Annotated in this window: 13 protein-coding genes; 6 read left to right on the top strand and 7 right to left on the bottom strand. The window is 52.9% G+C overall.

What is annotated here, in order from left to right:
* The first annotated feature begins 35 nt into the window (after nucleotides 1-35).
* Nucleotides 36-938 carry a LysR family transcriptional regulator gene (locus tag AC6EMZ_RS15375; protein ID WP_498403444.1) on the top strand — a complete coding sequence of 301 codons (903 nt, stop codon included), beginning with the start codon at nucleotides 36-38 and terminating at the stop codon, nucleotides 936-938.
* Nucleotides 939-1,136: 198 nt separating this feature from the next.
* Complete coding sequence (ansP, locus tag AC6EMZ_RS15370) at nucleotides 1,137-2,633, top strand: L-asparagine permease (protein ID WP_498403443.1); 1,497 nt, start codon at nucleotides 1,137-1,139, stop codon at nucleotides 2,631-2,633.
* Between the two features lie 37 nt (nucleotides 2,634-2,670).
* On the opposite strand, the gene yncE is transcribed toward ansP, so the two are convergent.
* Nucleotides 2,671-3,732: a 7-bladed beta-propeller protein YncE gene (gene yncE / locus AC6EMZ_RS15365; protein WP_498403442.1), complete on the bottom strand. Its 1,062-nt coding sequence runs from the start codon at nucleotides 3,730-3,732 to the stop codon at nucleotides 2,671-2,673.
* Nucleotides 3,733-3,999: 267 nt separating this feature from the next.
* Between yncE and pqqU the strand changes: the two genes are divergently transcribed.
* On the top strand, nucleotides 4,000-6,114 hold the full coding sequence (gene pqqU / locus AC6EMZ_RS15360) for a TonB-dependent receptor PqqU (RefSeq protein ID WP_498403441.1): 2,115 nt from the start codon (nucleotides 4,000-4,002) through the stop codon (nucleotides 6,112-6,114).
* Between the two features lie 37 nt (nucleotides 6,115-6,151).
* Here the strand turns inward: pqqU and AC6EMZ_RS15355 are convergent, their stop codons facing one another.
* The 4 genes from AC6EMZ_RS15355 to AC6EMZ_RS15340 all read right to left on the bottom strand — a co-directional run bounded on the left by AC6EMZ_RS15355 (nucleotide 6,152) and on the right by AC6EMZ_RS15340 (nucleotide 10,483).
* On the bottom strand, nucleotides 6,152-7,690 hold the full coding sequence (locus AC6EMZ_RS15355; protein ID WP_498403584.1) for a methyl-accepting chemotaxis protein: 1,539 nt from the start codon (nucleotides 7,688-7,690) through the stop codon (nucleotides 6,152-6,154).
* Nucleotides 7,691-7,877: 187 nt separating this feature from the next.
* Nucleotides 7,878-8,546 carry a GntR family transcriptional regulator gene (locus AC6EMZ_RS15350; RefSeq protein WP_498403440.1) on the bottom strand — a complete coding sequence of 223 codons (669 nt, stop codon included), beginning with the start codon at nucleotides 8,544-8,546 and terminating at the stop codon, nucleotides 7,878-7,880.
* A 258-nt stretch (nucleotides 8,547-8,804) separates the two neighbouring features.
* A complete protein-coding gene (curA, locus tag AC6EMZ_RS15345) occupies nucleotides 8,805-9,842 on the bottom strand; it encodes an NADPH-dependent curcumin/dihydrocurcumin reductase (protein WP_498403439.1) in 1,038 nt (345 codons plus the stop codon).
* Between the two features lie 65 nt (nucleotides 9,843-9,907).
* A complete protein-coding gene (locus AC6EMZ_RS15340) occupies nucleotides 9,908-10,483 on the bottom strand; it encodes a helix-turn-helix domain-containing protein (protein ID WP_498403438.1) in 576 nt (191 codons plus the stop codon).
* A gap of 147 nt (nucleotides 10,484-10,630) precedes the next feature.
* Between AC6EMZ_RS15340 and AC6EMZ_RS15335 the strand changes: the two genes are divergently transcribed.
* Both AC6EMZ_RS15335 and AC6EMZ_RS15330 read left to right on the top strand, forming a co-directional pair.
* Nucleotides 10,631-11,146: a GNAT family N-acetyltransferase gene (locus AC6EMZ_RS15335; protein WP_498403437.1), complete on the top strand. Its 516-nt coding sequence runs from the start codon at nucleotides 10,631-10,633 to the stop codon at nucleotides 11,144-11,146.
* The gene (locus tag AC6EMZ_RS15330) at nucleotides 11,146-11,595 is read left to right on the top strand and encodes a DMT family transporter (RefSeq protein ID WP_498403436.1); all 450 of its coding nucleotides are present in this window, start codon (nucleotides 11,146-11,148) and stop codon (nucleotides 11,593-11,595) included. The genes AC6EMZ_RS15335 and AC6EMZ_RS15330 overlap by 1 nt, the downstream gene beginning before the upstream one ends.
* Before the next feature lie 3 nt (nucleotides 11,596-11,598).
* Here the strand turns inward: AC6EMZ_RS15330 and AC6EMZ_RS15325 are convergent, their stop codons facing one another.
* A complete protein-coding gene (locus AC6EMZ_RS15325) occupies nucleotides 11,599-11,832 on the bottom strand; it encodes a DUF2526 family protein (RefSeq protein WP_498403435.1) in 234 nt (77 codons plus the stop codon).
* Between the two features lie 48 nt (nucleotides 11,833-11,880).
* The gene (locus tag AC6EMZ_RS15320; RefSeq protein WP_498403434.1) at nucleotides 11,881-13,479 is read right to left on the bottom strand and encodes an ABC transporter substrate-binding protein; all 1,599 of its coding nucleotides are present in this window, start codon (nucleotides 13,477-13,479) and stop codon (nucleotides 11,881-11,883) included.
* A gap of 283 nt (nucleotides 13,480-13,762) precedes the next feature.
* Here AC6EMZ_RS15320 and AC6EMZ_RS15315 point away from each other — a divergent pair, with 283 nt between their 5' ends.
* Entirely contained in the window at nucleotides 13,763-15,124 is a 1,362-nt protein-coding gene (locus AC6EMZ_RS15315; RefSeq protein ID WP_498403433.1) for an SrfA family protein, read from the top strand.
* Nucleotides 15,125-15,127: the final 3 nt, after the last annotated feature.

Raw genomic sequence — 15,127 nt, 5'->3', positions numbered from 1 at the left:
ACCATGAGTAAAATTCATATATCCGGAGTGACATCGTGCTGAAAGATAATTTTAACGATCTGTTGTCGTTTATGGTGGTGGCTCGCGAGCGCAGCTTTACCCGTGCTGCCGCTCAGCTTGGCGTGTCGCAATCGGCATTGAGCCACGCGATGCGCAATCTGGAAGCCCGTCTGGAGATGCGCCTGCTAACCCGCACCACCCGTAGCGTCGCGCCGACGGAAGTCGGTGAACAACTTTTTATGCGTTTAAGCCCTCACCTGCTCGAAATCGAACAAGAACTAACCGCCGTTCGCGATATGCGCGACAAACCCGCCGGCAACATTCGGATCACCGCCGGAGAACACGCCATGTCTGCGGTGTTGTGGCCGATACTGAAACCTTTTATGGCGCAATACCCGGATATTCATATCGAGGTGACGGTCGACAACGGCCTGACGGATATTGTCGATGGTCGTTTCGATGCCGGCGTGCGCCTGGGTGAACAAGTTGCCAAAGACATGATTGCGGTGCGCATTGCGCCGGATATGCGCATGGTGGTCGTGGGCTCACCGGCCTATTTATCCCAGCACGGCGTGCCCGAAATGCCCGAACAGCTGCAACATCATCGCTGCATCAATATGCGATTACCGACGCGTGGCGGTTTGTACGCCTGGGAGTTTGAACGAGATGGCCGTGAAATGCGGGTTCGCGTGGAAGGTCAGTTAACGCTAAATAGCCTTCCCCAGCGCCTTGATGCCGCCGAGGCCGGTTTAGGGCTCGCGTACGTCCCGGAAGACAGCGCGCTGCAAGCCATCGCCGATGGACGTCTGGTGCGAGTGCTTAATGAATGGTGTCCTTCTTTTGACGGTTATCATCTGTATTACCCGAGCCGACGCCAGCATACGACGGCGTTTACCCTGCTGGTTGAAGCGCTGCGAAAATCATCTGTGATCGCCTGAATACTTTCGTTTCGCGGCGCAACGATTATTTTGCGTCACTTTTGGAATGCAGGTAGGATGCTTCGCCATGTTTTGCCTTATCCATACGCAGAATGACTGGAAAGGCAGCATATGTTGGCACAGAAGCAATCGTTTGGTTCGCCGACGGCCACGTACGGGCATCGATAAGATGATTCAGACAGGAAAACGGGTAACTCAATGAAAACAAGCAATAAAAGCGCAGCCGATCATCATGCTGCGAAACGTCGCTGGCTGGACTCTCATGAAGAGGGTTATCACAAGGCGATGGGCAACCGTCAGGTTCAGATGATTGCCATCGGCGGCGCGATTGGTACGGGTCTGTTTTTAGGCGCAGGCGCGCGCCTGCAAATGGCTGGCCCTGCTCTCGCGCTGGTGTATCTGGTGTGCGGCATTTTCTCATTTTTCATCCTGCGCGCCCTTGGTGAACTGGTGCTTCACCGCCCTTCCAGCGGGAGCTTCGTCTCTTACGCCCGCGAGTTTCTGGGTGAAAAAGCCGCTTATGTGGCGGGCTGGATGTATTTCGTCAACTGGGCAATGACCGGTATCGTCGATATCACCGCCGTTGCACTTTATATGCATTACTGGGGCGCATTTGGCGATGTTCCGCAGTGGGTATTTGCCCTCGGCGCGCTGGCGATCGTCGGGACCATGAACATGATCGGCGTAAAGTGGTTTGCCGAAATGGAGTTCTGGTTTGCGCTGGTCAAAGTGCTGGCCATTGTGATTTTCCTGGTGGTCGGTACGGTCTTCCTCGGCAGCGGTAAACCGCTCGATGGCAATGCCACCGGTTTCCATTTGATTACCGATAACGGCGGTTTCTTCCCCCACGGCCTGCTGCCTGCGCTGGTGTTGGTTCAGGGCGTCGTGTTTGCCTTTGCGTCGATTGAGCTGGTCGGTACCGCTGCGGGAGAATGTAAAGATCCGCAGACCATGGTGCCAAAAGCAATTAACAGCGTTATCTGGCGTATCGGTCTGTTCTACGTCGGCTCCGTGGCACTGCTGGTTCTGTTGCTGCCGTGGAACGCTTATCAGGCCGGGCAAAGTCCGTTCGTCACCTTCTTCTCAAAGCTCGGCGTGCCTTATGTTGGCAGCATCATGAATATCGTCGTGTTGACCGCCGCGCTCTCCAGCCTGAACTCCGGCCTGTATTCCACCGGACGTATTTTGCGCTCCATGTCGATGGGCGGTTCTGCGCCTCAGTTCATGTCGAAGATGAGCAAGCAACAGGTGCCGTATGCCGGGATCCTGGCGACGCTGGTCGTGTATGTATTCGGGGTATTCCTGAACTATCTGGTGCCGTCTCGTGTATTTGAGATCGTATTGAACGTCGCCGCGATCGGCATTATCGCCTCCTGGGCCTTTATCGTGGTCTGCCAGATGCGTTTGCGTAAGGCTATCAAAGAAGGCAAAGCATCAGACGTCAGCTTTAAGATGCCGGGCGCTCCGGTGACGTCCTGGCTGACGCTGCTGTTCCTGTTCAGCGTGTTGGTACTGATGGCATTTGACTATCCAAATGGCACTTACACTATTGCGACAATCCCGCTGCTGGCCGTACTGTTGATTGCTGGCTGGTTTGGCGTGCGTAAGCGCGTGCAGGAGATTCACAGCACCGCGCCGGTCCATCCGGATGATGAAAAAAATGACGGACCGTTGATTCAAGAAAGGTCACGTTAAGCAAAATTAAGGGAAGGCACATGCCTTCCCTTTTCTTTTACAGCGCGATTCGGATTACGTCGTCAGGCTGGGTCGCTTCCTGTTGACGCGTGGATTTCTGTTTTACCGTCACGTACAGCGTCTTGCCATCGGCGGAGAGCGCCAGGCTGTTCGGGAAAGTCGGCGTATCAATCGTCTTCGTGACCTTGTAGGTTTTAGCGTCAATCACGCTCACCTTGCCCGCTTCGCGATGCGTCACGTAAACCTCGTTACGGGTGGGGTTAAACAACACGGCCAGCGATTCCGGTGCCGCAATTTTCTCAATCACGCTGCCATCTTTAAGGTTAACCACCAGCACTTCCGGCTGTTTAGAGTCGGTCAGGAATGCGCGCTGCCCCGCCGTATCCAGGCTCAGGTTCAGATAGAAATGTTCTTTGCCATCTTCCTGCACTTTTTTGCGGCTCAGCACTTTATGGGTTGCGGTGTCGATGGTGATGAGTTCACCGTCAGCATTGGTGGTGTACAGACGTTTTGCCTGCGCATCCAGCGCCAGTCCGGTGCTATAGGTGCCGGTGTTAGCGATAGTGTCTTTCAGATTCAGCGTTTCGCCGTCTACTGCCCAAATCACACTCTCTTTACCGATACCGGTGATGTAAACGGTGTTGGTTGTGTCATCAGCAACCAGTTCGCGCGGTTGAAGCGGCTTAACGGTTTCGCTACGTTTGCGATCGTCCAGTACCAGGCGGCCTTTAATGTCACCCGTTTTCGCATCGATAGCCGTGATCGCGCTATTAGTGGTATTGCCGAACCACAGCGTTTGCGTGGTGGTATTGATAGTCGCGCCGAACGGTTTCAGATCGTTGTGAATCGTCTGAGTCACTTCCAGCGTCACCGGATCAAGACGATAAACCACTCCACCTTTGTCCGATTTACGGCTTTGCGTCGTAGCCACCCACAGGGCATTTTCCTGCTGGCTGACGGCCATTTCGTAGGCGCCTTTGCCTACCGCTTTTCGCAGCATCTCTTCTGCAGCATGAACATTGAATGTACCCGCAACCAGTAAAGAACCTAACAGCAGAGAACCACGCAGGCGCGGCGAGCACAGATGACGTAATGACATGACGACTCCCTTTGATAAAAAATGTAGTAATGCCGACATTGCTTCCTTAAAGACAAAGTCATCGCTTTGTCATTTTTATTGTTGAGAATAGTAATCATTATTTATTTGAATGTGGAGCTTTTGTTTCCCGTTAACCCCCTTCACCCTTTTTTATCTCCACTTCCGTTAACGCAATGTGCTGTTAAAGTTTTCAAAACTTTTACAAAAGATTTACCATAGGTGCACATGTTCCATTTGGTTCGTCTTTTACTTAACCGGCTTTTATTCATGAAAATCATTTCTGCACGTCAGGCAACGCTCCCGCTGCTGTTGATTCCCGTCATCCTGACGCCAGCCGTTACGCTTGCGGCACAAGAACAAACCATGATCGTCAGCGCAACGCCGCAGACCGTTTCTGAACTGGATACCCCAGCCGCCGTCAGCGTGGTTAACGGGGATGAAATGCGCCTGGCCGCGCCGCGTATTAACCTTTCGGAGTCGCTTGGCAGCGTGCCAGGACTGCAAATTCAAAACCGCCAAAACTATGCCCAGGATTTGCAACTGTCGATGCGTGGATTTGGCGCGCGTTCTACCTTCGGCGTTCGCGGAATTCGCATGTACGTTGATGGCATTCCGGCCACCATGCCGGACGGTCAGGGACAAACGTCCAACATCGATTTGAGCAGTATTGAGAGCGTGGAAGTCTTGCGTGGGCCCTTTTCAGCGCTATATGGAAACGCCTCTGGCGGCGTGATTAACATTGCGACCCAAACCGGGCAGCAGCCGCCGACCATTGAGGCCAGCAGTTATTACGGTAGCTACGGCACTTGGCGTTATGGCATGAAAGCGACCGGCGCAATGGGAGACGGCACGCATGCGGGCGACGTTGATTACACCGTGTCGACGACACGCTTTACTACCAAAGGCTTTCGCGATCACAGCGGCGCGCGTAAAAACCTCGCCAATGCCAAACTCGGCGTGCGCATTGATGATGTCAGTAAGCTGACGCTTATCTTCAATAGTGTGGATATGAAAGCGAACGATCCGGGCGGCCTGGATTATCAGGAATGGCGCGACAATCCTCGTCAGTCTCCGCGAGGCGATCAGTACAACACCCGTAAAACCATTAAGCAGACTCAGGCGGGCTTGCGGTATGAGCGTCAGCTTAGCGAACAGGACGATCTGAGCGTGATGGCGTATGCAGGCGAGCGCGAAATGACGCAGTACCAGTCCATTCCGTACCAGCCGCAGCTTCGTCCAACGCATTCCGGCGGCGTGATTGACATGCAGCGTCACTATCAGGGCATTGATACCCGCTGGACGCACCGTGGCGAATTGGGGGTGCCTGTCACCTTCACCACCGGCCTGAATTACGAGAACATGAGTGAAGATCGCCGTGGCTATGAGAACTTTGTCATGAGCAACGGCGTGCCGGACTACGGCGTAAAAGGCGACAAGCGTCGCGACGAACGTAATCTGATGTGGAACGTCGATCCTTATCTGCAAACCAGCTGGCAGCTAACGCAGAAACTGACCCTGGATGCCGGAGTGCGCTATAGCTCCGTCTGGTTTGACTCCAACGATCGTTACGTGAATGGCGCGAACGGTGACGACAGCGGCGATGCCAGCTATCACAAATGGCTCCCGGCGGGTTCCGTGAAATATGCGGTGACTGATGCCTGGAACCTGTATGCCGCCGCTGGCCGTGGCTTTGAAACCCCAACCATTAACGAACTCTCTTATCGTTCGGGTAATCAGAGCGGCCTTAATTTTGGTCTGAAGCCCTCGACCAACAATACCTATGAAGTGGGGAGTAAAACGCGCATCGGTAACGGCCTGCTGACCGCGGCGCTGTTCCGTACCGATACCGACAATGAGATTGTTGTGGATGCCAGTTCTGGCGGGCGAACCAGCTATAAAAATGCCGGTAAAACGCGTCGTCAGGGCGTCGAGGTTGCGCTCGATCAACAGTTCGCTGAGAACTGGAAGCTCAAAATGGCATGGACGTATCTGGATGCAACTTATCGCACCAACGTCTGTTCCGACGCCGACTGCAACGGTAATCGTATGCCGGGTATCGCCCGCAATATGGGATACGCCTCCTTTGGCTGGCAGCCAGAAGAAGGCTGGTATGCCGGCACCGATGTTCGCTATATGAGCGACATTATGGCGGATGATGAAAATACGGCGAAAGCGCCCTCCTATACCCTCGTTGGCCTGAATACCGGGTACAAATTCAATTATGGCAACTGGGGAATGGACGTCTTTGGCCGGGTTGATAACCTGTTCGATAAAGAGTACGTCGGATCGGTCATCGTTAATGAATCCAATGGTCGTTACTACGAGCCTGCACCGGGGCGCAACTATGGCGTTGGGCTGTCAGTGTCATATCGTTTCGAGTAAATAAATACCCGGCAGCGCTCTGCTGCCGGGTTCAGTTTTACGCAGTCTGCCCGTGTTGCTCTAAACGGAAGGCAGCGACTAACGACTCCAGCAAACGCGCCTGATCCTCAAGCGCCCCTGCCGCCGTGGACGATGCCCCCACCAACGACGCATTCTGCTGCGTGGTAGAATCCAGTTCCATTACCGCACGCGAAATCTGCTCAATTCCCCGACTCTGCTCTTCCGAAGCCGATGAAATTTCGCCCATGATGTTATTTACGCGCGTCACGGAATCCACCACCTGCTCCATGGTCTGTCCGGCTTTGGTCACCAGTTCGCTACCGGTGGTGATCCTGGATACCGATTCGCTGATCAACAGTTCGATATCCTTCGCTGCCTGCGAGCTGCGTTGAGAAAGGCTGCGAACTTCGCTTGCGACGACCGCAAACCCGCGCCCCTGTTCACCGGCGCGTGCCGCCTCCACGGCGGCGTTAAGCGCCAGAATATTGGTCTGGAAGGCGATGCTGTTAATGACGGCGGTAATATCAGCAATTTTCTGTGAACTGGTATTGATAGCGTTCATGGTACTCACCACGTCCCGCATGACGTGTCCGCCTTGGGTCGCGGTGTGAGAGGCTTCTGCCGCCAGTTTGCTGGCGTGGCGCGCGTTATCGGCGTTGTTTTTCACCGTCGCGGTGAGTTCTTCCATGCTGGCCGCCGTTTCAACGACCGCAGCCGCCTGCTGCTCGGTACGAGATGAAAGATCGGTATTGCCTTCTGCAATCTCGCTGGCCGCCTGAGAAACCTGAGTGACGCTGCTACGAACATCGCCAATCATGGTGCGCAGTTTGTCGTTCATGCGGCCCATTGCGCCAGTCAGTTTCCCCAGCTCATCGTCGCCCTGCGGGTGAATGTCAGAGCTCAAATCACCGTTAGCAATACGTTCCGCCAGCAGCAGGTTATGTTTAACCGGTCGTGTAATCTGTCGAGTCACCCACCATGACACCATGATGCCAAACAAAATCGCCACGATACCGACAATCGCCGTCATTGTGCTGGATCTGTAGGCCAGCGAATCATTGTGCGTTTTCACCAGCGCAATAATCTCTTTAATAGACGCGCTGCTTTTATCACCGGCAGTTTTGACTTTTTCTTCTGCAATTTTCAGCGCCTGTACCGCAGCCGGATCGTTTTTATCAGCATTGACGGCGACCATGGCGGTCTGCATGTCGGCGACGCTACTTTGGAAACTCGCCAGATGCGTGGCAACATCATCGACAGTCGACGACTCCTGAGGATTCCATGTCAGTTTTTGCGCTTCGGTTGTCAGTTCTGCGGCATGTTTGACATAGTTGGCCATCACCTGGCCCGATTTCTCATCGCCAGTATAGAGAAATTTCAGACGGTTAATTTTGGCCTGGAAGACTTCAATATTGATGTTGTAGATCAGGTTAGTTTGTTGGTAAACATCGCGGATTTCTTTAAACCGCAGTACGCTCAGCGTGGTCGATACCGCCACCAAAAACACTACCACCCCAAATCCCATCGCGAGCTTTTTGCTCATTTTTATATTTCGTAGCCGTTGGCTGACACTCATCATCCTGCTCCTTGAAAGGCAAACGTGCCTTACCTTTTTATCGGCAGGATTCAAGTTTATTTCAGAATCAATTGGGTCTTCGCGATCACAAAAATGAAATAGCGTTCCCGGTAGCCTGATGCCGCCGGGAAATAATTTACGAAGGTGACTTTATTATATGGAAGTGAAAACTGGATTAAATTATCACTTAACTAAAATATTGTTGCAGTAACAGTGTCGTTGACCCTTCAATCAGTTTATCAATCGCATTCTGGCACGCGATCGTATCACCACGCTCTAACGCATTGAGCAGTTCATCATAGTGATAGGTGTATTTGGTAATATCGTGGACGTCTTCATAAAGATAGTTAAAGCACGGGCCAATACGCACCCAAAGTTGCTCAATCAATGCTGTTAATGTCGGCATGTCGGCATATTCATAGAGCCGAAAACGAAAAGCGCGATTGGCATGAAGGGCACGCTGCGCATCGCCGTTGGACATCGCATCATGGAATTTTTCCGCTAAGGCGCGCAATTCCTGAACTTTCGCTGGCGTCATCTGCTTACAGGCCGCCGCCACCGCCATCGTTTCAAGCTGCTTTCGAATAGCGTTAATTTCGTTATAGCGATCCAGGGTAATCTCTGGCACCAGGAAGGCCTGAGCTGGAGTGGCATGCAGCGCACCAGAAGAAACCAGGCGCAACAGTGCCTCACGCACCGGTGTGATACTGGTCCCTAATTTATCCGCAATCTCTTTGGTAATCAGCCTGGCGCCAGGTTTTAATGCCCCGGCAATTAACGCCCCTTTCAGGCTGACCTCAACTTGCATTGTTAGGCTCAAACGTTGAGCTTTTTCTAAATTTTCCAAATCAAGCATGTTCTTTTCCTGTAGCTTCAGCAAAACGCTATTCACCGCCCTCGTGTAAACCATAACGAGTGCTTGTTCGATATATCCTGTATCTTCATGCCTGGTATTGGGAATAACGCAAAATTAAGAACTAATGATTATAGTTTTTTTTAACAACCAGCTTGCCTTTGGCAGTTTGGCTGAGTGCTATGCTTGTATAATTAAAGACATTATAGCCAAATTTGCAAAAATAGATTATGGCGGGGATTCCCGCCATAACAGGTATTATTAGTTATCGTTCGCGACACGTATCACGACTTTGCCGAAGTTTTTACCTTCCAGTAGGCCAATCAGCGCCTGCGGAGCATTTTCCAGCCCTTCCGTCACCTGTTCGCGATAGTGAATCTTATCTTCTTGCAGCCAGCGTCCCATCTCTTCCTGGAACTCATGGATACGGTGCCCATAGTCCTGGCCGATGATAAAGCCCTGCATACGGATGCGCTTCTTAAGGATGGTACCCATCAGCAGCGGCAGACGGTCGGGGCCATCCGGCAACCCAGTGGCGTTGTAACCGCTCACCAACCCACAGACCGGCACGCGCGCCGAGGTGTTCAGCAGCGGCAAGACGGCATCAAACACTTTGCCGCCGACGTTTTCGTAATACACGTCGATTCCATCGGGGCAAGCCTGTGCCAGCTGCTGCGCAAAATCATCCGCATGGTGATCGAGACACTGGTCAAAACCGAGCACGTCCACCGCATGGCGGCATTTCTCTGCCCCACCCGCGACGCCAATCACCCGGCAGCCTTTAATCTTACCAATTTGCCCAACGGTCGCGCCCACAGGCCCGGTGGCCGCTGCGACAACCAGCGTCTCGCCGGACTTCGGTTGCCCGATATCCAGAAGCCCCATGTAGGCCGTAAAGCCCGGCATACCGAGCACGCCTAACGCCCAGGAGGGGTGCTTTAAATCTTCGCCAAGTTTGACTAATCCGCTACCGTCGGAAAGCTCATATTCCTGCCAGCCGCTGTAACCCAATACCCATTCGCCCTCTTTGAATTTCGGGTTTAGCGATTTCTCGACGCGGCTGACCGTACCGCCAACCATCACGGCACCAATTTCTACCGGCGGTGAATAAGACGGCGCGTCGCTCATACGCCCACGCATGTAAGGGTCAAGTGACAGCCAGACGGTGCGAAGCAGAACCTCTCCCTCAGCTGGCGCGGGGATGGTATTTTCTTCGAGACGGAAATTGTCTGCAACCGGCGCACCTTTTGGACGAGATGCCAGTACCAGGCGGCGGTTTTGCTTTGTAGATTGACTCATGGATTGCTCCTTATTACGCAAATGTCCTTAGAGACTAGTCCTTATACCCAACAACTGCCTTACCATTACGAGCCAGACTGGTTAAGGCGTACCACCAGATAAACGCAGGATTCCTGCGTCTCATTGATAAAGCGGCAGTCATTAGGCGGCCCCAGTTCCAGACAATCTCCGGCCTGCATTTCATGACGGGTGTCTCCTTCCTGAAACACCAGTTCACCGGATTGCAGCCAAATCAACTGACGAGCAAGCGCGTAGGAAGAGGCAGGCATTGGAACGTCACTCCCGGCGGGCAGCTCAACCTGCACCATATCAATGGGCAGATCGGTACGCGGCGACACGTGACGGCGCAAATAATGCGTTTGCGGATCTCTCCAGACTGGCTGATTATCGAAACGCAGCAGTTTTCCTTCCTGCATTTCTGCTCGAGCGATTAACGTTGACATACTGATGCCGAACGCGCCGGAGAGACGAGCCAATAATGTCGCCGTCGGGCTACTGTCACTGCGTTCAATTTTGTGGATCATCGCACGTGAAACGCCAGCTCTGTCTGCAAGCTCGCTGAGAGACCATCCACGTGATTCGCGTTCAATGCGAATCCGCGCGCTAATTCGTTGATTCATATTGTCTGGCATAGTGTTCATGACGTCATACTATAGTGTATGAAACCGATTTCAATACTGTCGTCATAACAAAAAAATATGTCTTATGCCGTAGCGACATGTCGTCGTATTTGTGTAATATCGTGACATTATCGTACTACTATAATGAACAACACTCCTGGGGTTCTCATGATTATTCGCCACGCCAGTAAAGAAGATTGCGCCGCCATCGGTGAAATTTATAACCACGCGGTATTACACACCGCCGCCATCTGGAACGACGCGACCGTCGATACCGATAACCGTATTGCCTGGTTCGAAGCGCGAACGTTAATGGGCTATCCGGTATTAGTGAGCGAAGACGATGGCGTCGTTACGGGCTATGCATCATTTGGTGACTGGCGAGCTTTTGACGGTTTTCGGCATACGGTTGAACATTCCGTTTATGTCCATCCGGAACATCAGGGAAAAGGCCTGGGTCGCGCGCTTATGCAGGCGCTGATTATTGAAGCTCGTACGCTTCGCAAGCATGTGATGGTTGCGGGAATTGAAGCACAAAACGGCGCATCAATTCATCTGCACGAGACGTTAGGCTTTACGATAACTGGACAGATGCCGCAGGTCGGCACCAAGTTTGGCCGTTGGCTCGATCTCACGTTTATGCAATTACAGCTCGATGAACGCAGTGAGCCGGACGATATCTGATGAATCAATCTTTGACACTGGTGTTTCTGGTGGCCGCCGGTATTGGCCTGGTGGTGCAAAACACGTTGATGGTGCGCATCACCCAGTCGTCCTCCACCATCCTGATTGCCATGCTGCTTAATTCGCTGGTCGGCATCGTGCTGTTTGTCAGTATTCTGTTGGTGAAAAACGGTTTTGCAGGATTCAGCGAGCTGGTGTCAACGGTACGTTGGTGGACGCTAATCCCTGGTCTGCTCGGCTCATTTTTTGTTTTTGCGAGCATCAGCGGCTATCAATACGTGGGAGCCGCCACCACGATTGCCGTGCTGGTTGCCAGCCAGTTAATTGGTGGGCTGATGATGGATGTAGTAAGAAGTCAGGGGATCCCCTTGCGGGCGCTGGTTGGCCCGGTATGCGGCGCAGTGCTTTTGGTCGTGGGCGCCTGGCTGGTTGCGCGGCGCCAGTTTTGACACTTAAACGATCGTGCCGCCTTTGATCAGGTTTTCGTGGCGTGCTTCCGCCTCTTCCTTATGCTGCTTGCCGTGATGCGCAATCGTGTTACGCAGACGCTGCTGCGGGGTATAGCGATCTTCACGGCTTAACGCCGTATCTTGGCTCAGCTCGACCAGCAGTTCATTCATGTGGGTGATTACACTTTCTTCTACTGCGGCGTCAACGCGCGCAATAACGTCATCCAGATGTGCCATTTCGTCTCCTTATTGATTCCCCTCTCCCGCAGAAGAGGGGATGTTTCATTAATTTAGCTTCGCTTTTGAGAAATCACTTCCCATCAGACTAACGCTGTAGCCGGTCACGTTGCTGCGCGTCGCGTAGAACGTTTTTCCGTTTGCCAGTGCGATCCACGGTGCCTGCTGGTAGAAAATCTCCTGCGCCTGACCGTACAACTGGGAGCGCGCCGCCGGGTCACTGGTCAGCTTCGCTTTTTGCACCAGGTCATTATACCCTTTGTCGCACCAGCGCGCGGCATTGGATCCGGTCTTGATACTGTTACAGCCCAACAGCACGTCGGCAAAGTTATCCGGGTCACCATTGTCCGACATCCAGCCAAACAGCGCCGTGTCGTGCTCGCCTTTGCGCATTCCCGAGAGGTATTCCCCCCACTCGTAGGAGACGATTTTCGCCTTCACGCCCACTTTTGCCCAGTCGCTCTGGATCATTTCTGCAATACGGCGAGAGTTCGGGTTGTAGGGACGCTGGACCGGCATTGACCACAGCGTCACTTCTGCCCCCTGCTCCAGCCCGGCCTGCTTCAGCAGCGCTTTCGCTTTTTCCGGATCGTAGCCGTAGTCTTTCAGATCTTTTTTGTACCCCATCATGTTTGGCGGGATAGGTGATTTCGCTACGGTACCGGACCCCATAAACACGGCATTCACGATTGCCGTTTTGTCGGTGGCGTAGTTGAGCGCCTGACGTACCAGCACGTTATCGAACGGTTTTTTCTCCGTATTAAACGCCAGATACCCGACGTTAAGCGCATCAACCGAGTGCAGTGCCAAATCGTTGTTTTTCTTAATCACGTCAAACTGAACCGGGGATGGCGCAGGGATAATCTGGCACTCGTTAGTTTGCAGTTTCGCCAGACGGGTTTCGACATTCGGGGTGATGGAGAAGATAAGATGTTTGGTCGGTACGGCACCATCCCAGTAGTTCGGGTTAGCAATGTAGCGGATCAGTGAATCAACCTTATACTGCTGCAAAACGTATGGACCGGTGCCGATTGGCCAGGTATCGACATTCTCAGGAGTCCCTTTCTTCAGCATCACGTCGCCATATTCCGCCGAAAGAATAGAGGCAAAGTCCATTCCCCAGTCGGCCAGGAACGCGGCATTCGGTTCATTCAACACAAACTGGACGTGGTAATCGTCGACTTTTTTCACGTCCTTGATCAGCTTATCCAGGCCAACATCGTTAAAGTATTCGTAGTTACCCTTCGAAACGTTGTGATACGGATGTTTAGGGTCTTTCTGGCGCATTACCGAGAAAATAACGTCATCCGCATTGAAATCGCGGGTCGGCTTAAAGAATTTGTTGCTATTAAATTTCACGCCCTGGCGCAGCGTAAAGGTATAGGTTTTGCCATCCGGCGAAATTATCCAGGATTCCGCCAGAGACGGAACGGGAGTATTTTTCACCGGATCAAAATTGATTAATCGATTATATAGCACCTGAGAACTGGCCACGAACGAGGGGCCGGAGCTGGCAATTTGCGGGTTAAATGACTCCGGCGAGGCTTCGGAGCAGTAAATAATCGTATCGGTATTTGCCGCCCAAGCAGCGCTTGCCGGTAAGAGTGTGCTCAGCGCTAACGCGAGCAGCGTTTTCCCTGTAGACATGGTTATAAGCCTTTTCGGTTTTATTATACTGAAGCGTAATAACAGCACAGCCTGGTTAGAGTGGCAAATAACGAAACACTATCAGGTTATTCTAAAGTAGATTATTTCGCTGGTTTAACCGCCAGTATTCGCCGAATGATTTGCCTTAAGTGCAGACGTTCGTCAAGCATAACCGTTGGGATCAATACGATAAGAAATCACCGCTTTTAGCGTCTCTTCACCCGTTTGGTTGCATTTGAATTTGGTTAAAGTAGAAGCGTGAAGAAGTCTACAGGACCAAATCGTGGCAAAAACACTTTTACGCAGCGGTAATCTGGATGATTTTCAGGCCGTTGGCGGCGGCGGGCAGGCCGTTTTTGAATCAGCATTACAAATCCGTGAAGCGCTTCGATTGCGCAAGCAGCAGGCTATCGTCGATTGTCTGGCCATCCCCCAGGTTAACGACGGCGGCGACCGGGTCGACTGGTATTCGCCTGTTGATGGTACGGTTTCCAGCTGGACTGCGGCTGATGAAGATACCCGCTTTCGCGCCCTGCGCTACCTGGAAAACACGCTTGCCAGCGTTGCCTCGCTGAGTAAAAAATGTCTCCAGTCACCCAAAACCGCACAACAGCTTTTCGGCTCCCTGCTTTCTAAAGCATTCCAGTTCCCTGGCGAAAACTTTATCTATCTGGTTGATGGCAAACCGGTGATCGCTTTTTGGGGTTTTGTGAATCTCAATGAAAATGCGCGCGAGGATGTTCTGGAGTGTCTGCGCGAGTCGCTGCTACCGGAACCGATGCCTGCGCCGGTTGACGAGCCAGAGCCAGAACCTGAAACCGTCCCCGAGATTACTTTCGAACAGGCCGACGCGCCGCTTGTCGCGCTACCTCCGGTGGTGCGTGTGACCGAGGACGCTCTGTACGAAGCCCAACCTGCTAATAAACCGGTGTCGATTGTCGTCGCTGACGTCGCCGAACCGCAAGTCTCCGCGTCAGAAGTGGTTAAGAAAAAACGTCGCGTTCCGCTGTGGTCTCTGCCGGTTGCTGCCGTGATTGTCGCCGCCGTCGCTGCGCCGCTGATGTGGCCAAAGCCGGCTCCATCAGCGCAACCCGCTCCGGTATCGGCTCCTGCTCTGGTGGTTATCGCCCCTAAACCCGTGCAACCCGTCACCGAGTTGGCAATGACTCTCCCGCTTCATCAGGCCGAGGTATCACCGGTTAAAGCCGCAGAACCCGCGCCTGCGCCCGTCACGGAAACCGTCGTGATTTCGGCAATCCCGAAAGATGCGATGGTCATGGACGCCGTTCAGGTAAAAACCGGGTCGACGCGCTTCCTGAATGGAACCTGGCGCGCCCTGCTTGATGTGAAAGATCCGATTACCGGAAAACCACCGTCGCTGCGCTATCAAATTCAAAACAATAAAGGCATCGCCCGCGTCGTTCACGGCGACAACATTGTTTGTCGTACTGAAATTTTCTCGGGCTTACATAGCACGGGCGAATTGATGATTAAAACGCGTGGAAACGCCCGCTGCACCGATGGGTCGCGCTATCCAATGCCGGAGATCGCCTGCAAAGCAGGAACCAACGACGTGGCGGAATGTACCGCGCGTTATGATGCCAAAACCGTCGTTCCGTTGACGTTCAAGAAAGCAGGTGCCTGATCC

It is taken from the genome of Enterobacter sp. SCRI0065 (assembly GCF_059766475.1).
The sequence above is the reverse complement of the archived record's forward strand: the minus strand, read 5'-3'. Positions and strand labels throughout refer to the sequence as shown.